The sequence below is a fragment of the Rhizobium sp. SG2393 genome, from assembly GCF_042610495.1.
Classification (GTDB): Bacteria; Pseudomonadota; Alphaproteobacteria; order Rhizobiales; family Rhizobiaceae; genus RU20A.
Window position 1 is genome coordinate 47038 of record NZ_JBHGAP010000009.1, and the last position, 23877, is coordinate 70914.

General features: G+C 64.6%; 28 protein-coding genes. 6 read left to right on the top strand and 22 right to left on the bottom strand.

The window, feature by feature from the left end; translation table 11 throughout:
- Positions 1 to 9 precede the first annotated feature (9 nt).
- The 4 genes from ACED18_RS16725 (at position 10) to ACED18_RS16740 (ending at position 2024) form a co-directional block, all read left to right on the top strand.
- Complete coding sequence (locus tag ACED18_RS16725) at positions 10 to 492, top strand: TerB family tellurite resistance protein (protein WP_377294310.1); 483 nt, start codon at positions 10 to 12, stop codon at positions 490 to 492.
- Positions 493 to 511: 19 nt separating this feature from the next.
- The gene (locus tag ACED18_RS16730) at positions 512 to 1282 is read left to right on the top strand and encodes a glutamine amidotransferase (protein ID WP_377294312.1); all 771 of its coding nucleotides are present in this window, start codon (positions 512 to 514) and stop codon (positions 1280 to 1282) included.
- Positions 1283 to 1398: 116 nt separating this feature from the next.
- Positions 1399 to 1695 carry a YggT family protein gene (locus ACED18_RS16735; RefSeq protein WP_377294314.1) on the top strand — a complete coding sequence of 99 codons (297 nt, stop codon included), beginning with the start codon at positions 1399 to 1401 and terminating at the stop codon, positions 1693 to 1695.
- Complete coding sequence (locus ACED18_RS16740; RefSeq protein ID WP_377294316.1) at positions 1692 to 2024, top strand: DUF167 family protein; 333 nt, start codon at positions 1692 to 1694, stop codon at positions 2022 to 2024. Before ACED18_RS16735 ends, ACED18_RS16740 begins: the two co-directional genes overlap by 4 nt.
- Positions 2025 to 2042: 18 nt before the next feature.
- Here the strand turns inward: ACED18_RS16740 and ppa are convergent, their stop codons facing one another.
- The gene (gene ppa, locus ACED18_RS16745; RefSeq protein ID WP_377294318.1) at positions 2043 to 2582 is read right to left on the bottom strand and encodes an inorganic diphosphatase; all 540 of its coding nucleotides are present in this window, start codon (positions 2580 to 2582) and stop codon (positions 2043 to 2045) included.
- A gap of 98 nt (positions 2583 to 2680) precedes the next feature.
- Between ppa and ACED18_RS16750 the strand changes: the two genes are divergently transcribed.
- Entirely contained in the window at positions 2681 to 3328 is a 648-nt protein-coding gene (locus tag ACED18_RS16750) for a hypothetical protein (RefSeq protein WP_377294320.1), read from the top strand.
- Between the two features lie 43 nt (positions 3329 to 3371).
- On the opposite strand, the gene ACED18_RS16755 is transcribed toward ACED18_RS16750, so the two are convergent.
- The 9 genes from ACED18_RS16755 to ACED18_RS16795 form a co-directional block, all read right to left on the bottom strand.
- A complete protein-coding gene (locus tag ACED18_RS16755) occupies positions 3372 to 3878 on the bottom strand; it encodes a GNAT family N-acetyltransferase (RefSeq protein ID WP_377294322.1) in 507 nt (168 codons plus the stop codon).
- 210 nt (positions 3879 to 4088) lie between these two features.
- Entirely contained in the window at positions 4089 to 5918 is a 1830-nt protein-coding gene (typA, locus tag ACED18_RS16760; protein WP_377294325.1) for a translational GTPase TypA, read from the bottom strand.
- Between the two features lie 198 nt (positions 5919 to 6116).
- The gene (locus ACED18_RS16765) at positions 6117 to 7679 is read right to left on the bottom strand and encodes an alkaline phosphatase D family protein (protein ID WP_377294327.1); all 1563 of its coding nucleotides are present in this window, start codon (positions 7677 to 7679) and stop codon (positions 6117 to 6119) included.
- A 206-nt stretch (positions 7680 to 7885) separates the two neighbouring features.
- The gene (locus ACED18_RS16770; protein WP_377294329.1) at positions 7886 to 9949 is read right to left on the bottom strand and encodes a M3 family metallopeptidase; all 2064 of its coding nucleotides are present in this window, start codon (positions 9947 to 9949) and stop codon (positions 7886 to 7888) included.
- 102 nt (positions 9950 to 10051) lie between these two features.
- Positions 10052 to 10693 (bottom strand): LysE family translocator, encoded by a 642-nt coding sequence (locus tag ACED18_RS16775; protein ID WP_377294331.1) that lies wholly within the window; start codon positions 10691 to 10693, stop codon positions 10052 to 10054.
- A gap of 104 nt (positions 10694 to 10797) precedes the next feature.
- Positions 10798 to 11583 (bottom strand): YoaK family protein, encoded by a 786-nt coding sequence (locus tag ACED18_RS16780; protein ID WP_377294333.1) that lies wholly within the window; start codon positions 11581 to 11583, stop codon positions 10798 to 10800.
- Positions 11584 to 11710: 127 nt separating this feature from the next.
- Entirely contained in the window at positions 11711 to 12121 is a 411-nt protein-coding gene (locus tag ACED18_RS16785; RefSeq protein ID WP_377294335.1) for a TIGR02588 family protein, read from the bottom strand.
- A 27-nt stretch (positions 12122 to 12148) separates the two neighbouring features.
- Positions 12149 to 13024: a TIGR02587 family membrane protein gene (locus ACED18_RS16790; protein WP_377294337.1), complete on the bottom strand. Its 876-nt coding sequence runs from the start codon at positions 13022 to 13024 to the stop codon at positions 12149 to 12151.
- A gap of 2 nt (positions 13025 to 13026) precedes the next feature.
- Complete coding sequence (locus ACED18_RS16795; protein WP_377294339.1) at positions 13027 to 13260, bottom strand: hypothetical protein; 234 nt, start codon at positions 13258 to 13260, stop codon at positions 13027 to 13029.
- 204 nt (positions 13261 to 13464) lie between these two features.
- Between ACED18_RS16795 and ACED18_RS16800 the strand changes: the two genes are divergently transcribed.
- Positions 13465 to 13593: a hypothetical protein gene (locus ACED18_RS16800; RefSeq protein WP_377294341.1), complete on the top strand. Its 129-nt coding sequence runs from the start codon at positions 13465 to 13467 to the stop codon at positions 13591 to 13593.
- A gap of 68 nt (positions 13594 to 13661) precedes the next feature.
- On the opposite strand, the gene ACED18_RS16805 is transcribed toward ACED18_RS16800, so the two are convergent.
- The 12 genes from ACED18_RS16805 to ACED18_RS16860 all read right to left on the bottom strand — a co-directional run bounded on the left by ACED18_RS16805 (position 13662) and on the right by ACED18_RS16860 (position 23850).
- The gene (locus ACED18_RS16805) at positions 13662 to 13817 is read right to left on the bottom strand and encodes a hypothetical protein (RefSeq protein ID WP_377294343.1); all 156 of its coding nucleotides are present in this window, start codon (positions 13815 to 13817) and stop codon (positions 13662 to 13664) included.
- Between the two features lie 241 nt (positions 13818 to 14058).
- A complete protein-coding gene (locus ACED18_RS16810; RefSeq protein WP_377294345.1) occupies positions 14059 to 14274 on the bottom strand; it encodes a hypothetical protein in 216 nt (71 codons plus the stop codon).
- Between the two features lie 41 nt (positions 14275 to 14315).
- The gene (locus tag ACED18_RS16815) at positions 14316 to 14885 is read right to left on the bottom strand and encodes a sigma-70 family RNA polymerase sigma factor (protein ID WP_377294347.1); all 570 of its coding nucleotides are present in this window, start codon (positions 14883 to 14885) and stop codon (positions 14316 to 14318) included.
- A 462-nt stretch (positions 14886 to 15347) separates the two neighbouring features.
- Positions 15348 to 16217, bottom strand: a complete 870-nt coding sequence (locus ACED18_RS16820) for an SDR family oxidoreductase (protein ID WP_377294349.1) — start codon at positions 16215 to 16217, stop codon at positions 15348 to 15350.
- A gap of 213 nt (positions 16218 to 16430) precedes the next feature.
- Complete coding sequence (locus ACED18_RS16825) at positions 16431 to 16619, bottom strand: hypothetical protein (protein ID WP_377294351.1); 189 nt, start codon at positions 16617 to 16619, stop codon at positions 16431 to 16433.
- Positions 16620 to 16785: 166 nt separating this feature from the next.
- Positions 16786 to 18582, bottom strand: coding sequence for an allophanate hydrolase (gene atzF / locus ACED18_RS16830; RefSeq protein ID WP_377294353.1), 1797 nt, complete (start codon positions 18580 to 18582; stop codon positions 16786 to 16788).
- Positions 18583 to 18599: 17 nt separating this feature from the next.
- Positions 18600 to 18932 (bottom strand): cupin domain-containing protein, encoded by a 333-nt coding sequence (locus ACED18_RS16835; RefSeq protein ID WP_377294355.1) that lies wholly within the window; start codon positions 18930 to 18932, stop codon positions 18600 to 18602.
- Positions 18925 to 19590, bottom strand: coding sequence for a cysteine hydrolase family protein (locus tag ACED18_RS16840; RefSeq protein ID WP_377294357.1), 666 nt, complete (start codon positions 19588 to 19590; stop codon positions 18925 to 18927). The genes ACED18_RS16835 and ACED18_RS16840 overlap by 8 nt, the downstream gene beginning before the upstream one ends.
- Positions 19590 to 21128, bottom strand: a complete 1539-nt coding sequence (locus tag ACED18_RS16845) for an ABC transporter ATP-binding protein (RefSeq protein WP_377294359.1) — start codon at positions 21126 to 21128, stop codon at positions 19590 to 19592. The genes ACED18_RS16840 and ACED18_RS16845 overlap by 1 nt, the downstream gene beginning before the upstream one ends.
- Complete coding sequence (locus ACED18_RS16850) at positions 21125 to 21802, bottom strand: cysteine hydrolase family protein (RefSeq protein ID WP_377294361.1); 678 nt, start codon at positions 21800 to 21802, stop codon at positions 21125 to 21127. Before ACED18_RS16850 ends, ACED18_RS16845 begins: the two co-directional genes overlap by 4 nt.
- 39 nt (positions 21803 to 21841) lie before the next feature.
- On the bottom strand, positions 21842 to 22765 hold the full coding sequence (locus ACED18_RS16855; RefSeq protein ID WP_377294363.1) for an ABC transporter permease: 924 nt from the start codon (positions 22763 to 22765) through the stop codon (positions 21842 to 21844).
- A complete protein-coding gene (locus ACED18_RS16860; protein WP_377294552.1) occupies positions 22762 to 23850 on the bottom strand; it encodes an ABC transporter permease in 1089 nt (362 codons plus the stop codon). The genes ACED18_RS16855 and ACED18_RS16860 overlap by 4 nt, the downstream gene beginning before the upstream one ends.
- Positions 23851 to 23877 lie beyond the last annotated feature (27 nt).

Genomic DNA, 23877 nt, shown 5'->3' on the forward strand with positions numbered 1-23877 from the left:
GGACACCGGATGTTTGACCGCCTGCGCAGCTTTATCGATAGTCTCACCCGCCCCGATGCCAGCCACAGCTTCACCCCGGACGACCCGCGCGTGGCCGTCATCGCGCTCTGCATGCAGGTCATGGAGGCCGATGGCCAGATCATGGACACCGAGCGCGACACGCTCCGGCAGGTCGTCCGCGAGCATTATCAGCTGGACGACACCACGATCGAAGCGCTGATAGTGGCCGGCGAAACGGCCGAAAAGGAAGCCATCGACTACTACCATTTCACCACCTTGCTGAACCGCAGCCTGAGTGAGGAGCAGAAGATCGAACTGGTGGGCATGCTCTGGGAAATCGTTTATGCGGATGGCAATCGCAGCGAGATGGAAGACCATGCGCTGTGGCGCATCGGCGATCTCCTCGGCGTCTCCGGCCGTGACCGGATCGTCCAGCGCCAGCAGGTGGCATCAAAATTGCACCTCGGGGAGGAAAAGGCCGAAACGATCTGATCGGTCACCGGAGTCCTCCATGCCTGCAAGGCCTGCCCAGAAGCCCATTCTCATCATCCTCCATCAGGAGAGATCGAGCCCCGGTCGCGTCGGCCAGATTCTCGAAGAGAAGGGCTTCCTTCTCGATATCCGCCGTCCGGTTCTGGGCGATCCGCTTCCGGCAACGCTGGCCCGCCACGCGGGTGCGGTGATTTTCGGTGGCCCGATGAGCGCCAACGATCCCGAAGACTATGTGCGTCAGGAGATCGACTGGATCGAAATTCCGCTGAAGGAAGGCAAGCCCTATCTCGGCATCTGTCTGGGCGCCCAGATGCTGGTGAAGACGCTGGGCGGCACCGTTGCCCCGCATGAAAGGGGCCTGACCGAGATCGGCTGGTATCCGCTGAAGCCCACCCGCGTTGGCGAAGCGCTGATGGCCTGGCCGGACATGGTTTATCATTTCCACCGCGAGGGCTTCGACCTGCCGGCAGGCGCCGACCTCCTGGCGACCGGCGAGACCTATCCCAACCAGGCCTTCCGCTACGGTGACAACGCCTGGGGCATCCAGTTCCACGGCGAGCTGACGCGTGCCATGATGCACCGCTGGGTCGTCCACGGCGCGCATCGCTTTGATCTCCCCAATGCCCAGATTGGCCGCCAGCACCTCGACGGCCGCTTCCTCTATGACGCGGCCCTGCGCCGCTGGATGGAGGACTTCCTTCAGCTTGTATTCCTGCGCGAGGGACAGGAAGCGAGCCATGTGCGCGCAAAGCACGGGCAGCCCGCACAATTTTCAGCCGCAGGCGGATGAGCCGACCACATTTGGCGTTATCGCGTTAAACATGCCGAAACCAGCGGATGCGCGCGGGCTTGCCGGGTCTGGCGGCAATGACTACATGTCAAGCACCAAACGATTTGGAGAAGCGTATGCTCGCGGTCATCGCCACCTTGAATTTTATCATCAACATTGCCTGGTTCCTGATCATCGCATCGGCCATCTTCTCCTGGCTCTATGCGTTCAACGTCATCAACGTGAACAATCAGGCGATCAACATGATCGGCCGCTCGCTCTACCAGCTGACGGAGCCGCTCTACCGGCCGATCCGTCGTATCCTGCCGGACATGGGCGGCGTCGATCTCTCGCCGCTCGTCGTGCTCGTCATCCTGTATTTCATCCAGATGCTGCTGAACACGACCATCGCCCCGGCGCTCCTCGGCGTGTGACCCGGACGACGCCGCTTGACGCCCTGACGGTCCATGCCGACCACCTGCGCCTCACCGTCCGGCTGACGCCGGGCGGCGGGCGCGCAAAGGTGGAAGGCGTGGAGCGCGATGCCGCCGGCACGGCCTATCTGAAGGCGCGCGTGGCCGAGCCGCCGGAAAAGGGCAAGGCGAATGCAGCCCTCATCCTTCTTCTTTCAAAGACCTTCGACATCCCGAAAAGCGCGATCCGTTTCCAGTCCGGCGAGACGGCGAGACTGAAAACGCTCCGGATCGAGGCCGATCCGGAGCGTTTCAAATCCGTCTATCTGGCATTCTTCGGCGGGGCATGAACCCCGCCGCGACAGGCCTTACTTGGCCTTTTCAGCCTTGGCGCGCTCGATCGCCTCGACGATCAGCTGCTTGGCGACATCCACACCCTTCCAGCCGAAGACCTTCACCCACTTGCCGGGCTCCAGATCCTTGTAGTGCTCGAAGAAGTGCTCGATCTGCTGCAGGGTGATCTCCGGCAGGTCGGTGTATTCCTTGACCTTGTCGTAGCGCTTGGTGAGGTGGTAGTTCGGCACGGCGACGATCTTCTCGTCCTTGCCGGAATTGTCTTCCATCATCATCACGCCGATCGGGCGGACATTGATGACGCAGCCCGGGACCAGCGGACGGGTGCTGGCGATCAGCACGTCGATCGGGTCACCATCGTCCGACAGCGTGTGCGGCACGAAGCCGTAGTTCCCCGGATAGGTCATGGGCGTGTAAAGGAAGCGGTCAACGATCAGCGTGCCGGCGTCCTTGTCCATCTCGTACTTGATCGGGTGGCCGCCGACGGGGACCTCGACGATAACGTTGATATCTTCCGGTGGATTTTTGCCGATGGAAATTGCATCAATACGCATGATGGTCCTCAGGAACGGGGCTGGAAAAGCTGCCTGTCCGATAGAGCGAAACGGTGCCGGACGCAACATCACTTTCGTCGGTAAGGTAAAAATGGGCGATGACCATGAAATGGCGAAACGCGAGAACGAAGAATCTGTGCGGGATGCTCGCCGCCTTGGGCATGACCCTTGTCGGCCCCGGCTTTGCGGTACAGGGCTTCGCGGCCGAAAGCCGCTACACGGATCTTGATACCAACGCCTGTGAAAAGCTTTCCGAAGAGGAGGGGATGGGCGTCAGCCTGAAATGTGAAGGGCTGGACGGACTGCCGGTTTACTTCAAGGAGGGCGATCTGCGCATGTCGCTCTTCTTCGGCGCCGTGCCGCAGTCGTATATCGATGAGGGCTTCGAGACCTTCGGCGCGTTCAATTCCGTTGGCACCAAGATCGAATGGCGCAGTGACGGAAACGATCGACCACGCGCTGCGATCCTGCGCTGGTTCCTTGACAATATCGATCCGGATACCGGCGCCGTCGATCCCAAGCGCCGGGGACAAGTGCTTGTGATCTCGCGCGTCGCTGCAACAGCCGAAGAGAAAGGCTGCATGGTCGGCTTCGTCGATGCGCTCGCCAATGCTGATGCCAACGCACTGGCGCGCAACGTCGCCGACACGGTCGCCCCGGATTTCCAATGCGGCAGCGATACACCGGTCTATCACGGTGAGCGCGGCGACAAGGCCGGGGAACCGTCGCGACACCTTCCGGAGTGAGGGCCCGCATGGCCGAACAACCGTTCCTCAGTCGACCGCGGCCTCAGTCCCAGACGTAACCGATCTTCTTCAGAAGCGTATCGTCGAAATCTTCCATGCCCTCGGCAATGTCGCGCCCGCCGGCCGCCCGGAAGAAGCTGTCGGCATGGTGGCTGTCTTCAAGGCACCAGACCACAAGGCCGCGGCACCCGAGCGATTTCAGAAGGTTGCGCGCCTCGGTGAAGAGGATGCGGCCAAGCCCCATGCCCTGATATTCGGGACGCAGATAAATCTCGTAGACCTCGCCTTCCTGCGGCAGGGCGCGGGCGCGATTGAGCCCCATGGTCGCATAGCCGGCGATGTTGCCTGCGATCTCGACCACCATCAGCGTAGCCGGCCCGCGCGTCGCGCGACGCCACCACCGCTCGTCGCGGCGATTGACCATTTGCAGCAGCGCCCGATGCGGAATGAGCCCCTTGTAGGCCTGAAGCCAGCTTTCCCGATGCGCAGCCGAAATCGCGGCCGCGTCATCCGGCTCCCCCGGCCTCACTTCGATGGATACTGTCTTCATGGCAGGACTCTAGACCGGCAGGTCCCCGTAACGGAATCCCGCGGCGGCGAACGATCGGCTTAACTCACAGGCAACATTCATTGCGGCCCTGCCAAAAAAGTTAACGCAAAGCTAACCTGTCCCGCAAGCAACCAGAGGGACGCCGCACAACAAAAAGGCCCCCGGCTCGAACCGGAGGCCTTAACGATTTTGAAAGGGATGCAGCGCGGATCAGGCGGCGCCGACCGACTTCATCTTTTCGAAACGCTTGCGATCGTTCGGATCGAGATACATCTTGCGCAGACGGATGGACTTCGGCGTCACTTCCATCAGCTCGTCGTCCTGAATCCAGGAAAGCGCGCGGTCGAGCGTCATGCGGATCGGCGGGGTCAGCTTGACGGCCTCATCCTTGCCGGCGGCACGGATGTTGGTCAGCTGCTTGCCCTTGAGCACGTTGACCTCGAGGTCGTTGTCGCGCGAGTGGATGCCGATGATCATGCCCTGATAGACCTTCTCGCCCGGCTCGATGATCATCGGGCCGCGGTCTTCGAGGTTGAACATGGCATAGGCCACGGCTTCGCCCGAGGCGTTCGACAGAAGCACGCCGTTGACGCGGCCGGCAATCGGCCCCTTGTAGGGCTGGTAGTCGTGGAACAGGCGGTTCATGATCGCCGTACCGCGCGTGTCGGTCAGGAGTTCCGACTGGTAGCCGATGAGGCCGCGGGTCGGGGCCAGGAACTTCAGGCGCACGCGGTTGCCGCCCGACGGGCGCAGTTCCGTCATTTCGGCCTTGCGCTCGGACATCTTCTGCACGACGACGCCGGAATGCTCTTCATCCACATCGATGACGACTTCCTCGATCGGCTCCATGGTCTGGCCGGTCGTCTCGTCCTTGTGCATCACGACGCGCGGACGGGAAACGGCGAGCTCGAAACCTTCGCGGCGCATGGTCTCGATGAGAACGGCGAGCTGCAGTTCGCCGCGGCCGGACACGAAGAACGAATCCTTGCCTTCAGCCTCTTCGATCTTCAGCGCGACGTTGCCTTCGGCTTCCTTGAACAGGCGGTCGCGGATGACGCGGCTCGTGACCTTGTCGCCTTCGGTGCCGGCGAGCGGGCTGTCATTGACGATGAAGGACATGGTGACCGTCGGCGGGTCGATCGGCTGCGCCGTCATCGGCTCGGTGATGGCGGGATCGCAGAAGGTGTCGGCAACCGTGCCCTTGGAGAGGCCGGCGATGGCGACGATGTCGCCCGCATGCGCTTCTTCGATCGCGGTGCGCTCGATGCCGCGGAAGGCGAGGATCTTCGAAATACGGCCGGTTTCGATGAGCTTGCCGTCCTGGCCGAGAACCTTGACCGGCTGGTTCGGCTTGATCGAGCCCGAAGCGATGCGGCCGGTGATGATGCGGCCGAGGAAGTTGTTGGCTTCCAGGATCGTGCCGATCATGCGGAACGGACCTTCCTCGACGGTCGGAGCCGGAACGTGTTCCAGCACAAGGTCGAGCAGCGGCGCGAGACCCTGATCCTTCGGGCCTTCCGGGTTGACGTTCATCCAGCCGTCGCGGCCGGAACCGTACATGATCGGGAAGTCGAGCTGCTCGTCAGTGGCGTCGAGATTGGCGAAGAGGTCGAAGACTTCGTTGATGACTTCCTCGTGGCGGCCGTCCGGACGGTCGATCTTGTTGATCGCCACGATCGGGCGAAGGCCCACCTTCAGCGCCTTGCCGACCACGAACTTGGTCTGCGGCATCGGGCCTTCCGAAGCGTCAACGAGAACGATCGCGCCGTCCACCATCGAGAGAATGCGCTCCACTTCGCCGCCGAAGTCGGCGTGGCCGGGCGTATCAACGATGTTGATGCGCGTGTCCTTCCACTCGATGGAGGTCGCCTTGGCCAGGATCGTGATGCCACGTTCCTTTTCGAGATCGTTGCTGTCCATCATGCGCTCGGCAACGCGCTGGTTCTCGCGGAAGGAGCCGGACTGCTTCAGGAGCTCGTCCACGAGCGTCGTCTTGCCATGGTCAACGTGTGCGATGATCGCAATATTGCGCATTTTCATGTTTGGAATCTCGGAGGTTCGGGCAGACCCCTGAGGGTCGCAATCTTCAATTGACGGGGCTCATACAGCTTTTTCCGCATTTGCGAAAGGGGGAGAAGCGCGCAAAGCCCTGCCGTGCCGGACAGGGCGGCCATGCGCGAACGCGAGGGCAGGCTTTTGCCGGCGCCTTCGAAGCCGCGGTGGAGTGAGGCCGCGACCTCACACACCGACATAGCCTTCCGGCTGAAGCGTCACCCGCCACAGCTCGTGATTTTCGCGGTCCATCAGCCGCACCATCGCCTCGCCGGAGGCGGCGATGTCGACAAGGCCGAAGAACTGCAGGCCGGCCGACGGTGGCAGGTTGCTGTCGATGCCGCCGCCGGACGCCTTGATGAAGCGCACCTCCGGCCCGAAGGTGGGATCGAGCGGCTTCGGCCCATAGGTGCCGGAATGCAGGGGACCGGACACGAACTCCCAGAACGGATCGAAATCGCTAAAGACAGCGCGCGCCGGATCGTAGTGATGCGCGGCGGTATAATGCACGTCGGCCGTCAGCCAGATCGTGTTGCGGATACCCTTGCGCTTCATGAAGGAGAGGAGATCGGCAATCTCGCCCTCCCGCACCGATGGCGCACCGCCTTTACCATCCGCCACGCCCTCGATGCCGGATTTGCGGCCATAATCGTCCCAGATGACGAGACCGAGCGGCATGTCGCAGGCAAAGACCTTCCAGAGCGCGCGCGAGGCGGCAAGTTCCCGCTTCAGCCAGTCGATCTGCCGCCAGCCGAGAAGACCGCTCTTCTCGTCCTGGTTCTCGCCGCGATAGCTGCGCAGGTCGAGGAAGAAGACATCAAGCAGCGGACCATAGGAGACCTTGCGGAATATCCGCCCCGGCTCCGTCGGCGGCACGCGGATCGGCGTCATCTCGTCAAAGGCCCGCGCCGCGCGGGCCGCGTAGATGGAGATGTCCTTCTCCGGGTAGCGCGGGTCGCCGCCAAGATCGGTGGAAGCAGACCAGTTGTTCAAAACCTCATGGTCGTCCCACTGGTAAAAGGTCGGACAGGCCGCATTAAAGGCGCGCACGTGGTCATCCAGCAGATTGTATTTCCACTGGCCGCGATATTCGGGCAGCGTGCGGGCCACCTCGCGCTTTTCGTCCGTGACGATGCGGTTCTTCCAGACCGTGCCGTCCCTCAGCGCGATCTCCTCGGGGATGGGGTTGTCGGCATAGATCGTGTCGCCGGAATGGATGAAGAAATCCGGCTGGTGCCAGGCCATGGTCGAATAGGTCTTCATGCCGACATCGTCGATGCCCCAGCCCTGGCCGGCGGTGTCGCCCGACCAGGCAAAGCGCACGGCCCGGCGCTTCAGCGGCGCAGTGCGGAACTGACCAGTCGCGGCTTCCGAGACCAGATTGACATCGGCAATGTCATGGGCGCGAAAGCGGTAGAAATAGTCTTGGTCCGGCAAAAGCCCCTCGGCGAGCCACTTCACCGCATGGTCGCTCCGCGGCAGCGCATCCTTCGGCGCGAGCCGGATCGGGTCGGCGAAGCTTTCGGTCGTTGACAATTCCACGCTGACCCTCGCCGGCCGATCCGTCCGCGTCCAGACCATGGTCGACCCGCCATCGACATCGCCGGACTGCACGCCAAGCGAAAATGCCGGCCGCTGTGCATTGCGGGCATAGAAGGGCGCCGACAGCGCGGAGGTAGCTGCAAGACCGAGCGTGCCGGAGGAAATCAGGAAGGAGCGGCGGGAATAGGTGCGCGCGAGGATGGACATGGCGGAGGCTCCGGTCGCGAAGCAGGCAGAGGCCTGATCGCGGGACCATGAGCGCCCGCAGTGTCAGTCACGTTACGGCGTTGCGACCATTTCGTAACGTCGCGACGAAGTTTCCGTGACAGCCGGCATTTCCGGCAAAGGTGTGCAGCAGTTTTGCGCCCGGAAATGCGAAAAGAAGACTTTGAGCCGGATCAGGACTGGCGCCGTCAGGCCGCCAGCCCCTTCTTGGCGAGCATCGCATCCGGGCTCGGCAGCTTGCCCCGGAAGGCCTTGTAAGCCTCTTCCGGATCGATGGAGCCGCCGACGGAATAGATGTGGGCCTTCAGCTTCTCGGCCATGCCGGGGTCGAAGGCATTGCCGGTTTCCTCAAACGCCGCGAAGGCATCGGCATCCAGCACTTCCGACCACATGTAGGAGTAATAGCCCGCCGAATAGCCGTCGCCGGAGAAGACGTGCTGGAAATGCGGCGTGGCGTGCCGCATGACGATGGCGCGCGGCAGGCCGATGCGCTCCAGAACCTCGGCCTGCACGGCCATCGGGTCTTCCGGCGCCGGGATCGTATGCAGCGCCATGTCCACCAGCGCGGAGGCCGTGAACTCGACCGTCGCGAAGCCGGAATTGAAGGTGCGCGCCGCCAGCACCTTGTCGAGCAGGGACTGCGGCATGGGCTCGCCGGTCTCCACATGCACGGCATAGGTCTTCAGGATCTCCGGCACCGTCAGCCAGTGCTCGTAGAGCTGCGAGGGCAGTTCCACAAAGTCGCGCGAGACACCCGTGCCGGACACGGAGGGATAGGTGACATTCGACAACATGCCGTGCAGCGCATGGCCGAACTCGTGGAAGAGCGTACGCGCATCATCAAGCGAGAGCAGCGCCGGCCGGCCGGCCGCGGGCTTTGCGAAATTGCAGACATTGTAGATGATGCCGATCTCGCCCTTGGCCCCGTTCGGCAGATCCAGCCGGTGCTGCGACTGGAAGGAACTCATCCAGGCGCCGGAGCGCTTGGACGAGCGCGCGAAATAATCGCCGAGGAACAGCGCCACGAGGCCGCCGTCGCGATTGCGGATCTCGAAGACGCGCACATCCGGGTGATAGCCCGTCACGTCCTTGCGCTCCACCGCCGTGATGCCGAAGAGGCGGCTGGCGACGTCGAAGCATGCATCGATGATCTTTTCGAGCTGCAGATAAGGCTTAAGCTCGCTTTCGGAGAAACTGAAGCGCTCGGCGCGCAGCTTTTCGGCGTAGAAGCGCCAGTCCCACGGCATGATCGTCTCGTTGCTGCCGGCGGCGGATGCGAGCGCCTGCAGATCGGCCTCCTCCTCGCGTGCCCGCGCCACGGCCTTTTCCCAGACTTGGCTCAGCAGCCCGTTCACGGCCTCGGGCGTCTTCGCCATCGTATTGTCGAGCTTCAGGGCCGCGTAATTGGCGTAACCGAGCAGGCCAGCCTTTTCGGCGCGCAGTTTCAGCGTCTCGGCCACGACACCGCGATTGTCGGTCTCGCCGCCGTTTTCGCCGCGCGCCACCCAGGCCTTGAAAGCCTGTTCGCGCAAGGCGCGGACCTCGGAAAACGTCAGGAAGGGTTCGATGATCGAGCGCGACAGGGTGACGGCATAGGCGCCGTCGCGGCCGCGCTCGCGGGCGGCCGACGCCATGGCATCCCGCAGGAAGCCCGGCAGGCCGGCAAGATCGGCTTCGCTGTCGAGGAACAGCGCCCAGCTCTTCTCGTCCGCCAGCACATTCTGGCCGAAGCGCGTGCCGAGGCCGGCGAGCGTCTCGTTGATGGCAGCCAGGCGCTCCTGCTCCTCGCGCGGAAGCTTCGCACCCGATTTCACGAAGCCCTTCCAGTGCCGCTCCAGCACCCGGGTGGCTTCCAGATCGAGGTCGAGGGTTTCGCGCGTCTCCCAGAGACTGTCGATGCGGGCAAAGAGCGCCGCATTCATGCCGATCTTCGAATAATGGCGCGACATGCGCGGCGAAATCTCGCGCTCCAGCGCCTGGATCGCATCGTTGGTATTGGCTCCGGCAAGGCACCAGAAGACAGAAGACACCCGCGACAGCGCATCACCGGCGATTTCCAGCGCCACGATCGTGTTCTCGAAGGTCGGCGCCTCCGGATTGTTGGCGATCGTATCGATTTCCGCTTCGTGTTCAGCGAGTGCCGCATCGAAGGCGGGGGCGAAATCGGCGTCGCTGATCGCCTCGAAACGCGGCAGGCCATGCGGCCCGTTCCAGTCCGTCACGGCGGGGTTCAGGGCACGCGTCTCGGTCATGGCAGCTCCTTGCGGCAGGCGATGAATGTCGGGGCGAGCCTGATTCTCTCGCCCGCCGATCCGAGGTAAGCCGCCCTCGCGACAAGTTCAAGGCGGCCGGCCTCAGGCGCGCTTCAGCCCCAGGAGCCCCGGTGCCGCATGCCAGATGGCCTGCGCGGCAAAGCCGAGGAAAAGCAGGCCAGAAAGCCTGACGATCAGCCGCTCGTGCCGGCGGTAGAAGCGTCGCACCACACCCGCCCCGATGATGGCGATGAGGATGACATCGGCAACGAGGAAACCGGCAAGCGAAGCAGCCAGCAGCACCGGCAGCGCGTCGAAATCGAGCGCATTGGCCGAACCGGCCAGGAGGGCCGTGAAGGTGGCGAGCGCCACCGGGTAGCCCTTGGGGTTGGTAAGCCCGAAGATCAGCCCCCGGCGCAGCGGATGCGTCACGACGGCGATCGGCCCGCCATCCGCCTTGGGCTTGGCGGTCAGCGCGCTCCAGCCGATCCAGGCCAGATAGAGTCCGCAGGCAAGGCCGAGCGCATCGAAAATCACCGTCCCGAGCGTCTTGGCACCGACGATGGCGACAAGCGCCAGCGCCGACCAGACGAGGTCGCCGGCCAGATGCCCGCCCATGAAGAAGGCGCCCGCCTTGCGACCCTGCCCGGCGCCGATGCCGAGAAGCGCCAGAAAGGCGGGACCCGGAATGAGGACATAGAAGAGCGCGGCGAGGAACGCCCCGCTGATGAGTGTGGACGACATGCGATTCCCCTCTTGTTTTCGCCATGAGGGGTCAACCGCAGGCTGCCGTCAATCGCGGATTGCTGATGTCAGCATGAGTGGATTTGATATCTGCCGAACGCCGTTCACGCCCGCTTGCGCGTGGCCGCCCATTCGCGCGCATCTGCAAGAAGAGGATAGGTGCCGACCACCATCAGCGGCAGGCCGAAGACGAAGGAGGCGGCAAGGCCGAGCCAGGCAAATAACACGGCTCCGCAGAGACCGCCAAGGAAGAAGTGGCTGACCATGATCGTCAGGAGAGCAAGCTTGGCACGATCGGCGATCACCGGTTTTTGCGCCATCGCGCCGTTGCGATAGAAATACTTGCCGATCTCGATGCCGATGTCCGTCACCATGCCCGTGACGTGGGTGGTGCGGATGCGGGCACCCGAAAGCTTGGTGATCATCGCGTTCTGCAGGCCCATCACATAGCACAGCAGCATGATGACCAGAACCGCGTGGCCAAGCAGGCTCACATCCGCAAAACGGGCACTGCCAGCGAAGGTGGCGAGCAATAGAGCCTGCCACAACAGGGGGATGGCATATTGCGAATGAAGATCCCGCTGACGCGCCCAGTTGATGAGAATGGCCGATGTCGCCGCACCGATCACGAAGGCAAAAAAGGAGGACACGCCGAGAAAAGCCAAGGCCCACTCGCCGAGCACCAGATGATCGGCCAGCGCGGAAACGACCCCTGACATATGCGATGTATATTGATGCACGGCCATGAAGCCGCCGGCATTGATGCCGCCCGCCACGAAGGCGAGCAGGAAGGCGAGATGACGATCGGCCCGTTCGCTACGGTCGCGGTCGATGAGGCTCAAGAGATAGACATGCATGTCGGGTCCGCGAAGCTTCGGTCGAAAGCGCACCAGAAGACGTCCCGCACCTGCCGACTTACGGGACCGGTTCCGTCACCGGCTCGGGCAACGAAGACGCCAAGTGTAGACCAAAAACCTTCCGAAACGGAAATCAAACCACCCCAGGCCGCGACCAATCTTAGGGGTCGGTGTAGCCGAGGACCGTCAGCCGTAACGTTTGCGGCGTCGGCTCACCCGCAAAGAAAAGCGCCCCCTCCTCCAAGGATTCGGACGCGACATAGTCGAACGTCACGTCGGCACTCTCGATCGCCTGCCCGTCGCGCAGAAGATCGCCGCGCACATGCACCTGCGCGCCCGTGGAAAGCGAGGGATTGCTGACCGCGATGGTGACCCGGTATCGCCCGTCGGCCGGCTCGATGGCGGTCGCCGTGACCTCGAAACGCGCGGGTTCTTCCCGGTGCCGCACGATGTCGATGACGATCATGGCGAAGAGGCCGGCGACAAGCAGGCTGCACAGAAGCGCAGTCACCCACTCGACCCAATGGGACGACTGGCCCTTGCGGCTTGCGGGATCCATGCTGACTGCCATTTGTCGTGCGCCTTTCTCCGGACGGCGTTACAGGATGAGCCGTGCCGAGGCGGCGCCGATTGCGCCCGGCAGGCCCAGCACCACCGTCGTCGTGATGATCTGCTGCAGGGAAACGCTCTCCAGTCGCTCGAAGGTCCAGAGCACGTAGAGGCTGACGAGGAGCGCCAGCACATAGCCGGGGATCGTGTAGACGAGAAAGGGTCGCCACCACCCCGCCCCTTCCGCCCGCTTGTGGCCGCCGCGAAACTGCACGGCGTAGACGAAGCCGTGCATCAGCACGATCGACGTCACCACCATCAGCAGCGTGTGGATGGGTGTGATCTTGAAGGCGATGAGGTTCATCTCCTCCGTCGGCGCGACGTTGAGATTGAGGAAGAGAGCGCCCACCACCATCATGAAGAGTTCGCGCCCGTAGCCCGTCTCAGGAACGGCGTTGTCATCGTCCTCGTTGTCACCGTCCGATGTGTCGCCGAGCTGGCTCCGTCCGAGCAGGGCGCCGATGCTGGCCGGCACGGCCTGCAGCGCGATTGTCGCGACCAGCGTTTCGGCCGGCGACTGCGGACCGAGAACGTTGAACATCAGGAGGAAACCGGCAGAGACGACAATGGCGAGCCCATAGGCAGTGATCGCATCCCGGCAGGCCGTCCGCCAGGAGATCGATTTCTCGAAGCCGATATAATGGGCCAGCAGCACGAGCATCGGCAGGTTCACCGCGCAGAGCACGAGGAGCCTCACAGGATGGATGTAGAGGCCGAGAAACCACATCTCCATGGTCATGAGCATCGGCAGGCAAAACAGCAGCGCGCCGGCAAGACCGCGGGCGAGGCCGATCAGGAAGGCCCTGTCCGCGTCATCGAGCCCTTGCGAAGTGCCGGCCCCGCGCGCCGAGCCTGTCCGCGCCATTTTCAAGACTCGCGATCGGCTTCTTCGGATACGGATGGCAGGAGAAGCGCAACCTCGCGCCGGCTGGTCTCGTCCAGCGACTCGATATGGACGCGCCAGAAGTCGTCGGCCTCTTCCGGCTCGTCGTCCCATTGGCGGACGGAAACCTTGTTGTCATCGATGATCGCCTGGCGGCGTCCACCGAGCTGGAGGTAACGCTCGGCCAGATCCTGATGCGGCGTATGGATGCCCTGCATGATGCACTCCCCTCGAGCAAAGACACGGTACCGGGCTCAAACCGTCTGCGGCACGGAAAGTTCCGGCGACAGACAAAGGGGCAGCGGCCGGTGTCCACAATCGACCGATACAGCCGCGGGAGGAACATTCACGACCCTCGCCGCTTAGGCCGGGCGCCTTCCAGTCCGGCGAACGCGGCACACACAGAGAAAAAAGGAAATTTCATGCAAAGAGGCCTCATGCTCGCGGCTCTCATTGCCGTCATCGCCCTGGCAGCCTTCGCGTTATCGCAGCGGGGAAATTCCGATACGCCCGGACGGCCCTCGCCCCACGCCATCGACCAGTCGCCCTGAGACATCCATGAGGCATCTGATCGTGCCAATGGGGCGGGAAATCCTACCACCCTTGGGCCAAGCGGCTGTCAGTTGCCGCGCTTGCCATCAATGGCAATCTGAAGTTCGCGTGCCAGTTCGAGCAGACGTTCTGGCACGTCTTCCTGCTTGATCTTGCTCATCAGTGCCGCGACGCGGTCATCCGTCACGGCACCATTCGGCTTTGCGGACTCGGGTTTCTTCATCCCACGTTCCTTTCCTTGCCGCGGGTCTACGCCCCGGCGGCCGGATCGGTTCACCACGCGGTGATCGGAGCGATCGCCATGTGCCGTCAGAAAGGTCGCCGCGCCCATGCGAAGGCCCCGCCCGCGGCGAGAACCGTTGGGCAGGATAGCGAGGGCGGTGGGAGAGGAGGCGGCCAGTCAAAGCGGCGCCCACGGCGCCCAATGTTTAACGGACGCGCTGCCATTTCGGTGGATATGCGCCCTAGCGCCGACCGCCATCAAGATCGTGATGAACGCTCCATTCCTTCGGGCGTCGCTTCTTGTCGGGACGGCTGTGCGTGGTCGCATCGTCGCTGCCGGTGATCACGCGCGGCTTGGCGCTGGCAACGCCGTTATTGTCGCCACCGGCCTGCGTTTTGGCAAACTGGCCCTCCGCGTCCTTCTCGACGCGCGCCTTGGGATCATGATGGTCTGACATGTCTGTCTCCTCGACGTCCACACGGGGAAGATGCGGGCAGGCTATGCCGGCAGCGGACGGCCGCCGAGTTCGACAGCCAGTGCCTCCCGTGCCCGGCTGAGCCTGCTCTTGATCGTGCCCACCGCACACTGGTGGATTTCGGCTGCCTCTTCGTAGGAAAAGCCAAGCCCGCCAACGAGCATCAGAACCTCCCGCTGGTCGGTCGGAAGCCGGGCCAGTGCGGCTTGCAGATCGGCCTCCATGCAGGCCCATTCCTGCGTTGGCTGACTGACAAGTTTGCTGGACACGCACTCGACCGGCCCCGGCGTTTCCCGAACGCGGACCCGGTACTGGTTGCAGTAGGTGTTGCGCATGATGGTAAAGAGCCAGGATTTCAGCTGCGTGCCGCGCTGGAACTGCTCAATACTACGCAGGGCGCGCATCAAGGTCTCCTGCACGAGATCGTCCGCATCGGAAACGTTCAGCGTGAACGTCCGGGCGAACGCACGCAACGCCGGGATCAGCGCCACCACGTCGTCCCTGATGTCAAGCGAAGGGGGAGGAACAGGCTGGAAAGTGTGGTGCCGCTGGAGGGATGACATGAATTTGCAAACGCTCGCGTTGAGGACCATGAATAAACAATGGTCCTGCATCGCAATTGTTCCCGTCACATGCGAAATGAAAGCATATTTACATATATAAAAATAGAATATTCGGTATATACGGCGTATTCTCCATTAGAAATAGACAGCAAAAGAACACGGTTTTGCATCATTAGTTCCATCTATTCAAAGATATTATTGCCATGGAAATTCCGGGGAGACACAAGATGCCATCCCTTGGGTGCCTTTGAACTCCCATGAACACATCGGCCATGATCGAGGGCGAGCCGGATGGTGGAAAAGCCCGCGCGGGCAAGGACGCTGTGGGAGAGACGCTTGCCAATCCCACGCAGCAGGGCGACGCACGCGGCTAAGAAACGGAACGACGGGAAACCACCGCCGAAAACCCGGCCATAGGGCATTAGAAACGAAAGGCGCGCTGCGGAATGGTCCGCAGCGCGCCATTGTCGTCGCCCTTCAAAAGGACGTGCGTCAGATCATGATTTCCCCGCCCGTGACGGGAATGACGGCACCGGTCATGTAACTGCCGAGGTCAGAGGCGAGCAGCACATAGGCTCCTGCCAGTTCTGCCGGCTGCCCGGCGCGGCCCATCAGCGTCTTCTTGCCGAAGTCCTTTACCTTCTCCTCCGGCATGGTCGAGGGAATAAGCGGCGTCCAGATCGGCCCCGGCGCCACGGCGTTCACCCGAATCCCTTTGTCCGCGAGCATCTCGGCGAGACCCGCCGTGAAATTGAGAAGAGCGCCCTTGGTACTTGCATAGGGCAACAGATGGGCCGAGGGCTGCCGCGACTGGATCGACACCGTGTTGATGATCACACTTCCGGCCTTCATGCGCGCGGCTGCCTCGCGCGAAAGGACGAAGGGCGCAAAGATGTTCGTCCGGAACGTTGCATCCCACTCCTCCGCCGTGATGTCGACAATGTCGGAAAAGCTGCGCTGCCGCGCGGCATTGTTGACGAGAATGTCCAGTTGGCCGAGCGTCGTTACCGTCTGCTCGATCACTGCCTGGCAGTGGTTCTCCTGGCCGAGATCGCCGGGCAGGAGCAGCGCGCGCCGGCCGGCAGCTTCCACGAGGCGACGCGTTTCCTCGGCATCGTCGTCTTCGGAGAGGTAGGCAATCGCCACATCGGCGCCCTCCCGCGCAAAGGCGATCGCCACGGCCCGGCCGATGCCCGAGTCTCCTCCCGTGATCAGCGCGACCTTGCCCGCGAGACGGCCGGCACCGAAATAGCTTTGCTCGCCATGGTCGGGAACGGGGTTCATCCGCTCGGTCTCGCCCGGTGGCGACTGGTGGGCGGCGGAATAGGGCGGGGCAGGACGGCGGATCTGTTCGTCGGACATGGGTATCTCCAGCTTCGAGTTTACCCAGCCAAACCGTCCCGTCGCCTGCTTGTTCCGCACGAACAAGGGCGGATTCCTGGGAGGAACCCGCCCGGCTGTCGTGTTGGGTGCGTCCTGAGTGCGGCCCGATGGCCACGCAACGGAACCGACGGGATCATGTGTCGGTAAGTGCGCCATAAGCGCCGATCTGATCCTGTCGGATCGAACGCCGCTCTAATGAAGCTGCACCTGCTGGGGCGGCTGGTCGTTTTCATCCGGATTGGGCTCGGGCGCCTCGTCCGGCAGCCGGTCCGGCTCCGGCTCCCGGATCGGCGGCGTCGGGTTGCCGATCGGCGGCATGTCCTGGCCCGGCTGGGGACCGGGGGTGGGCACAGGTGTGGGATCGACGGGTGCAATGGCCATGATGCTCTCCTTTGCACCCTCAACACATGCGCCGGCCGACAGGTTCCAGTCAGGACGATAAACGCCGATCCGCCCCCTCCTGCGACACCTCCCCCTGCGCCTGCCGTGCGCTACCCAGGCGAAAACAGGGCCCACGACGCTCATCGGAGATAGGGGATCGTATCCCTCAACCGGATATGGAGGCCAGATAGGCGCGCCAGCCGCCGAAGGCGGTGATGTCCTCGGCGCCGGGGAGGCCTGCCGTTTCGCAGAGGAAGCCCTTGACGGCCGTGCCGTCCGCCAGCCGCACCGTCCCGATTGCAAGTGGCGCGGGAACGCCCGTCATGAAGGCGCCGAACCGGTCGAGCGGGAGTGCCCAGATCTCCAGCGCGATCGCCTGCCCCTCGTCCTCCGCCCTCACCAGCCCCGGCCGCCGCGGCGGCCCTCCGGCAAGCGCATGGAGACGGTATTCGGGCGCCGTCCGGCTCTCGGCAAGGAAGCGGCCGCCAAGCCGGGTCACCTCGCCATTCAGCGGCAGGCCGCGCATGTGGGCGCCGACCAGCGCGATGGCGATTTCTCCGGGGCCGGCGGCCGGCGCCGGGGCCTCGGCCGGCTCATAGGCCCAGCCGGTGGCGCCGAGCGGGCGGGCGGCGTCGGCCTGCAGGCGCGCCGCGACCCCGGCGATGCGCCCGTCCTGCCCGGTCTTGCCCAGCAGGGTCACGCTGCCGGGCCGGCCATCGGCCCGTGCCGCGACCGGCACGGCGATGCCGGAGAGATCGAGCAGGTTGACGAAATTGGTGTAGGTGCCGAGCTTCGAATTCGGGTTGACCGGATCCTCCTTGAGATCCGCCAGGCTGAAGAAGCGCGGGATGGTGGGCACGCAGAGCATATCGACCGCCGCCAGCAGCGGGGTTGCGGCACGCTTGAGATCGGCGAGCCGGTAGGTGTCGCGGAAGGCATTCGCCGCCGACAGCGTTTCGGCCCGCCCGATGATGCCGCGTGTCACCGGGAAGAGCGCCTCCGGCGTGTCGCGGATCACCGTCTCGATGGCGGCGTAGCGCTCCGCGACCCAGGCGCCCTCGTAAAGCAGCGCGGCAATGCGGTAGAGAGGCGTGAAGTCGAGCGGCACGATGCGGTGGCCGAGTCCTTCCAGCGTCGCAAGCGTCGCCTCGAAGGAGGCCTCCTGGAAGACATCGTCGAAGAACAGGCGCGAGGCGGCATCGGGAATGCCGATGGTGAAGCCGGCCCCCGGCGTTTCGAGGAAGGGGGCGGTAAGATCGCGCGAATAGGCGTCGTCGGCGTCGTAACCGGCTGCGGCGGAATAGGCGGCGAAGGCATCCTCCACCGTCAGGGCAAAGATCGAGATCGTGTCCAGCGTGCGGCAGGCCGGCACCATGCCGCTCGCCGACAGCGTGCCGAGCGTCGGCTTCAGCCCGACGATGTTGTTGAGCGCGGCCGGCACGCGGCCGGAGCCGGCCGTATCCGTTCCAAGCGCGAAGGGCACGAGGCCGCGCGCCACCGCCACGGCCGAGCCGCTGCTGGAGCCGCCCGGCACGATCAGCGGATCGATCGCGTTCTTCGGGATCGGATAGGGGGATCTGACGCCGACGAGGCCGGTCGCGAACTGGTCGAGATTGGTCTTGCCGATCGGCAGGGCACCCGCCGCGCGCAGCTTCGCCACGACAAAGGCATCGGCCGTCGCGGCATATTCGAAGGCCGGGCAGGCGCAGGTGGTCGGCATGCCGGCGACATCGATATTGTCCTTCACCGCGAAGGGAATGCCGTAGAGCGGCTTTGCCGGATCGTAGGGGCCGAGCGCGTCGGCGGCGGCCAGCACGGTCTCCTTCGGCGCGAGATGGATGAAGATGCCGGGATCGTCAGCCTCCGCGATGCGCCGGTAGACCTCCTCGATCACGGCTTTGGGGCTCTTGCCGGCGGCATAGGCGGCGCCAAGGCTGGCAAGCGTGAAGGGCAGTGTGTTCATGGCGGCACTTCCGGATGTCAGAGAATTTCGACGGGTTTCGTCCACTGGATCAGCACGACACAGCCTTCCTCCGAGGAGACGGAATGCACCGTTCCCTCGGGATTGGCGACGAGCGAACCGGGGCCGTAGTGACCGTTCTCGTCGCTCTGCGAGCCCTCCAGCACGAGGATGGTTTCAAGCCCGGTATGGCGGTGCTGCGGGACGCTGGCGCCCGGCGCATAGCGCAGCAGCGCCAGCTCCGGCTCGCCCTTCACCAGACGGCAGATCTCCACGCCTTCGCGAAAATGTTCGAAAGGCGCCTCGTTCCAGCGGTTTGCCAGGAATTGTGCCATATGCAGGGTCTCACGCATCAAGGGCCTCGACAATCTGGTCCACGGTGGCCGCCCAGCCGACGATCGCGCCTTGTGCGGTGATCATGTCGATGGCGGCTTTCTTGAATTCGGGGAAATAGCTTTCGGTGGCATCGGTCGCGAGAAGGCACTCGTATCCCCGGTCGTTCGCCTCGCGCATGGTGGTCTGCACGCAGACCTCGGTCGTCACGCCGGCAAAAACGAGCTGGGCGATGCCCTTTTCCCGCAGAATCTCGCCGAGCGGCGTTGCGTAGAACGCGCCCTTGCCGGGCTTGTCTATCACGGTCTCGCCGGGCAGCGGGTAGAGGGCGGCAACGATGTCGGCTCCGTCCTCGCCCGCAATCAGGATGCGTCCCATCGGGCCGGGATCGCCGATCCGCAGCGAGGGCCTGCCGCGCGAAAGCTTGGCGGGCGGGCAGTCGGAAAGATCGGGCGCATGGCACTCGCGCGTGTGGATGACCGTCAGGCCGGCGCGGCGGAAACCGTCGATCAGCCGTGCGGTCGCCGGAATGATCGCCTCAAGCAGCGTCACGTCGTTGCCGAGCGTGGCGCCGAAGCCGCCCGGCTCGATGAAGTCGCGCTGCATGTCGATGACGACGAGCGCGGTCTTGTCCGGCACGAGCGTGAAGTCGAAGGGTCTGGCCTTTATGATCGCCATCAGTGATGCCCCGCCATGTGTTTTCCGATCTCCCCCACATCGGCGCCGGCAGCCGGCGTCTCGAAGACGATGGCGCCTTCCGACATGACGAGGATGCGGTCGGAGAGTTCGAGGATCTCGTCGAGATCCTCGCTGATCAGAAGCACGGCCGCGCCCTGATTGCGGGCCGCCATGATGCGGGAGCGGATTTCCGCCACCGCGGAGAAATCGAGCCCGAAACAGGGATTGGCGATCAGGAGCAGGTCCACCTTGCCGCTGAGTTCGCGGGCCAGCACGGCGCGCTGCACATTGCCGCCGGAAAGCGCCGCAATGGGTGTCTGCGGCGAGGCGGTCTTGACCTTGTATTCCCCGATGAGCTTCGCTGCGAGCCCGGCCATGCGGCGGCGGTCCAGCCAGACCTTGCCCTTGCCTTGCGCAAAATCGAAGTCGCGGAAGAAGATGTTTTCGGCAACGCTCATCTTCGGCGCGCAGGCATTGCGCAGCGGCTCCTCCGGCAGGGTGCGCACGTTGAGCGCCCGCATCTCGTGACGCGTGGCACGAAACGGCGTGCCGCAAACCTGAACCTTGCCGTCAGCAAGCGGCCGCTGCCCGGAGAGGATCTCCATCAGCTCCATCTGCCCGTTGCCGGAAATGCCGGCGATGCCGACGATTTCCCCGCCACGAACGGAGAGATCGTCGATGGCGATGGTCTTCAGGCCCGAGCGATCCGGCGCCTTCGCACCGGCAACCGTCAGCACCGGCGCGCCGTTGATCGCCACGCGCGCTGCGGGCCGCACCAGTTCCTTCTCCCCGATCATCATGGCCGCCATCTCGGCGGTCGAAAGGTCGGCCACCCGGCCGCCGCCCACATACTCGCCGCGCCGGAGCACGGAGACCTGATCGGCAAAGGCCGTCACCTCGCGGAACTTGTGGGAGATCATCAGGCAGGTGAGCTCGCCCGCCGTCGTCAGGCCGCGCACCATGCCGAGCAGCTCGTCGGCTTCCGCCGGCGTCAGCACCGAGGTCGGCTCGTCGAGGATGAGGAAGCGACGGCCGAGATAGAGCTGCTTCAGGAGTTCCAGCTTCTGCTTCTCGCCGGCCGCCAGCCGCCCCACCGGCACATCGAGCGGCACGGCAAAGGGCATCGTCTCCATGAAGGCGGCGAGTGCGGCACGTTCGCGTTTCCAGTCGATGCGGGCTGGCACGTCGGCGCGGCTGATCACCAGGTTTTCCGCCGCCGTCAGCGACGGCACCAGCGTGAAATGCTGGTAGACCATGCCGAGGCCGAGATCGTGGGCGGCGCGCGGATCCGGCACCTCCACCTCGCGTCCCTCCACCGCCAGCTGGCCCGATGTCGGCCGGTAGAAGCCCATCATGCATTTGACGAGGGTGGATTTGCCCGCGCCGTTTTCGCCGAGCAGGACGTGGAACGAGCCGGCGTCGATGCGGATCGACACGTCGTTCAACGCCGTGAACGACCCGAAACGCATGGTCATGCCGATCGTTTCCACGCCGATGGCGCGGGCGGGCGTCTGGTGCTGCTCGGCCGGAACTCTCATGGCAGGGCCTCGACGAATTTGACGCTGTCGGAGACCGAGCCGAAGACGCCGCCCTGCATCTTCACCATCTTGATCGCCGCGGCATGGTTGCCGGGGTCGGTCGCCGCGCAGCAATCCTCCAGAAGCAGGCACTCGAAGCCGCGGTCGTTTGCCTCGCGCATGGTGGTGTGCACGCAGACATCGGTGGTGATGCCCGAGAGCACGATGTTCTCGATGCCGCGGGTGCGCAGCAGGAGTTCGAGGTCTGTGGCGCAGAAGGAGCCCTTGCCGGGCTTGTCGATGATGGGCTCGCCCGCGAGCGGCTTCAGCTCGTCGATGATCTCCCAGCCCGGCTCGCCGCGCACGAGGATGCGCCCGCACGGACCGGCATCGCCGATGCCCGCGCCGATCTGCTGCGAGCGCCAGCGCTTGTTGGGCGGCAGGTCGGACAGATCGGGACGGTGCCCCTCCCGGGTGTGGATGATGTGGTAGCCCTTCGCCCGCATGGCGCCGAGCACCGTCTTGATCGGCTCGATCGGCGCGCGGGTGAGCCCGATGTCGTAGCCCATCTTGTCGACATAGCCGCCCGGCCCGCAGAAGTCCGTCTGCATGTCGATGATGATGAGCGCCGTGTTTTCCGGTCTCAGGTCGCCATTGTACGGCCAGAGATAGGGATCGGCCTGGACGGTGGTCATCTCGGGTCTCCATTCGCTTGGCCGCTCGCGCGGCGCTGTTCATTTGACGATGCTGAGTTCGCCGGGTGCCGACGGCATGGCGCGGGTGCGCGAGCTGGTCGCGACCAGCAGCCCGAGGGTGAGCACGTAAGGGGCGGCGTAGAAGAGATAGTAGCCGCTGGTGACGCCGACCGATTGCAGGGCCGGGCCGAGCGCGCCGGCACCGCCGAAGAGCAGCGAGGCGTAGAGGCAGTTCACCGGGTTCCAGCGCGCGAAGATCACCAGCGCCACCGCCATCAGGCCCTGGCCGGAGGAAATGCCCTCGTTCCAGCTTCCGGGATAATAGAGCGAGAGATAGGCCCCGCCGACGCCGGCAAGCGCCCCGCCCGCCGCCGTGCACCACAGCCGGACACGGTTGACGTCGATGCCGAGCGCGCGGGCCGCATCCGCGCTGTCGCCCGCGACCCGGATCGTCAGGCCCATGCGGGTGTTCTTCAGCATCCAGGCGGTGGAGAAGGCGAGCACGATGCCGGCGAGGAAGAGCACGTTGACGTTCAGCGCCGCCTGCACCTGCGGCAGGCTCGACCAGAAGCCGAGCGGAATGGCCGGAAGGTCGGGTGCGACAGGCTGCACGTAGGGCTTGCCGAAGAAGAAGGCGAGGCCGGTGCCGAAGATCATCAGGGCAATGCCGATGGCGATGTCGTTGACGCGCGGCAGCCGGCAGATCCAGCCGTGCAGGAGGCCGAAGAGCAGGCCGGAAAAGGCGGCGGCCAGCGTGCCGAGCCAGGGCGAGCCGGTGTGATAGGCCGCCGCATAGCCGCTCATGGCGCCGAACACCAGCGTGCCTTCCAGCCCGAGATTGATGCGGCCGGAGCGCTCCGTCAGGCATTCGCCGATGGAGACGAAGATGAAGGGGGTGGAGACGCGGATCGCGCCGCCGAGGATCGCGAGGGGCACGCCCCACAGGCCGATGTCGTCGGTCATTTCTGCCTCCGCTCAAGGAATGCGAGGAACCGGACACGGCCCTGCAGCGTGTCGGACAGAAGGATGGCGATGAACACCATGCCCTCCAGCACCAGCACCGTCGCATCCGGCAGGTCCATGCGCCGTTGCACCAGCCCGCTCGAGGCCTCGATGCCGGCGAGCAGGATGGCGGCGGGGATGATGGCGAGCCCGTTGTGGCGGGCGAGGAAGGCGATGAGAATGCCCGTATAGCCATAGCCGGCGGCGAGCGAGGCATTGGCCGAGCCATGGATCGCCGCCACCTCGAACATGCCGGCAAGGCCCGCAAAGGCACCGCCGAGCGCCGTGAAGCCGATGGCGAGCGTGCCGGCCGGCAGCCCCTGGATCTCGGCGGCGCGCACATTGCCGCCGACGATGCGGGCCGCAAAGCCGACAGTCGTGCGCTCGATCAGCACCCAGGCGACGATGCAGGCGAGAATGCCGAAGGCGAGGCCCCAGTGCACGCCGATGCCGGGCATGTCGCCGATCCGCCAGGCTTCAGGCAGCGGCGCCGTCGAGGGCTTGTTGAGGCTGGCGGGGTCGCGCAGCGGCCCCTCGATCAGGTGGTTCATCAGCGCGATGGCGATATAGGCCATCAGCAGGCTCGAAATCGTCTCGTTGACGCCGCGCAGGTGCCGCAGCGCGCCGACCGCGCCGATCCAGAGCCCGCCGACCGCCATCCCCGCACCCGCCATGAGCGTGATGCCGACGCTTGCGGGAAGGCCCGGCATCAGCATGGCGACGGCACCGGCCGCAACGCCGCCCAGCACGATCGCCCCCTCGCCGCCGATGATGACGAGGCCAAGCCGCGCCGGCAGCGCCACGCAGAGCGCCGCAAGCAGCAGCGGAGCGGCCCGCGTCAGTGTGTTCGTCCAGGAAAAGGCGGTGCCGAAGCCAGCCTTGAAGACGAGCGCATAGAACTCGCCGGGCGACCTGCCGATGAGGGCGAGGAAGATCGCGAAGGCGACCATCCCCGCCAGAAGCGCCGCCAAGGGCAGCACGGCCGCCTCGATGCGGCGGGCGCCGGCCTCCGTGAGGAAGCCGGTCCGGCCGGCGAGCGATGCCATCTGTTCGACCTGCAGGCTCATGTTCCC

Coding starts and splice junctions, on each gene's coding strand:
- ACED18_RS16725 (WP_377294310.1), top strand. CDS start 10: ATGTTTGACCGCCTGCGCAGCTTTATCGATAGTCTCACCCGCCCCGAT.
- ACED18_RS16730 (WP_377294312.1), top strand. CDS start 512: ATGCCTGCAAGGCCTGCCCAGAAGCCCATTCTCATCATCCTCCATCAG.
- ACED18_RS16735 (WP_377294314.1), top strand. CDS start 1,399: ATGCTCGCGGTCATCGCCACCTTGAATTTTATCATCAACATTGCCTGG.
- ppa (WP_377294318.1), bottom strand. CDS start 2,582: ATGCGTATTGATGCAATTTCCATCGGCAAAAATCCACCGGAAGATATC.
- ACED18_RS16750 (WP_377294320.1), top strand. CDS start 2,681: ATGACCATGAAATGGCGAAACGCGAGAACGAAGAATCTGTGCGGGATG.
- ACED18_RS16755 (WP_377294322.1), bottom strand. CDS start 3,878: ATGAAGACAGTATCCATCGAAGTGAGGCCGGGGGAGCCGGATGACGCG.
- typA (WP_377294325.1), bottom strand. CDS start 5,918: ATGAAAATGCGCAATATTGCGATCATCGCACACGTTGACCATGGCAAG.
- ACED18_RS16765 (WP_377294327.1), bottom strand. CDS start 7,679: ATGTCCATCCTCGCGCGCACCTATTCCCGCCGCTCCTTCCTGATTTCC.
- ACED18_RS16770 (WP_377294329.1), bottom strand. CDS start 9,949: ATGACCGAGACGCGTGCCCTGAACCCCGCCGTGACGGACTGGAACGGG.
- ACED18_RS16775 (WP_377294331.1), bottom strand. CDS start 10,693: ATGTCGTCCACACTCATCAGCGGGGCGTTCCTCGCCGCGCTCTTCTAT.
- ACED18_RS16785 (WP_377294335.1), bottom strand. CDS start 12,121: ATGGCAGTCAGCATGGATCCCGCAAGCCGCAAGGGCCAGTCGTCCCAT.
- ACED18_RS16790 (WP_377294337.1), bottom strand. CDS start 13,024: ATGGCGCGGACAGGCTCGGCGCGCGGGGCCGGCACTTCGCAAGGGCTC.
- ACED18_RS16795 (WP_377294339.1), bottom strand. CDS start 13,260: ATGCAGGGCATCCATACGCCGCATCAGGATCTGGCCGAGCGTTACCTC.
- ACED18_RS16800 (WP_377294341.1), top strand. CDS start 13,465: ATGCAAAGAGGCCTCATGCTCGCGGCTCTCATTGCCGTCATCGCCCTG.
- ACED18_RS16805 (WP_377294343.1), bottom strand. CDS start 13,817: ATGAAGAAACCCGAGTCCGCAAAGCCGAATGGTGCCGTGACGGATGAC.
- ACED18_RS16810 (WP_377294345.1), bottom strand. CDS start 14,274: ATGTCAGACCATCATGATCCCAAGGCGCGCGTCGAGAAGGACGCGGAG.
- ACED18_RS16815 (WP_377294347.1), bottom strand. CDS start 14,885: ATGGTCCTCAACGCGAGCGTTTGCAAATTCATGTCATCCCTCCAGCGG.
- ACED18_RS16820 (WP_377294349.1), bottom strand. CDS start 16,217: ATGTCCGACGAACAGATCCGCCGTCCTGCCCCGCCCTATTCCGCCGCC.
- ACED18_RS16825 (WP_377294351.1), bottom strand. CDS start 16,619: ATGGCCATTGCACCCGTCGATCCCACACCTGTGCCCACCCCCGGTCCC.
- atzF (WP_377294353.1), bottom strand. CDS start 18,582: ATGAACACACTGCCCTTCACGCTTGCCAGCCTTGGCGCCGCCTATGCC.
- ACED18_RS16835 (WP_377294355.1), bottom strand. CDS start 18,932: ATGCGTGAGACCCTGCATATGGCACAATTCCTGGCAAACCGCTGGAAC.
- ACED18_RS16840 (WP_377294357.1), bottom strand. CDS start 19,590: ATGGCGATCATAAAGGCCAGACCCTTCGACTTCACGCTCGTGCCGGAC.
- ACED18_RS16845 (WP_377294359.1), bottom strand. CDS start 21,128: ATGAGAGTTCCGGCCGAGCAGCACCAGACGCCCGCCCGCGCCATCGGC.
- ACED18_RS16850 (WP_377294361.1), bottom strand. CDS start 21,802: ATGACCACCGTCCAGGCCGATCCCTATCTCTGGCCGTACAATGGCGAC.
- ACED18_RS16855 (WP_377294363.1), bottom strand. CDS start 22,765: ATGACCGACGACATCGGCCTGTGGGGCGTGCCCCTCGCGATCCTCGGC.
- ACED18_RS16860 (WP_377294552.1), bottom strand. CDS start 23,850: ATGGCATCGCTCGCCGGCCGGACCGGCTTCCTCACGGAGGCCGGCGCC.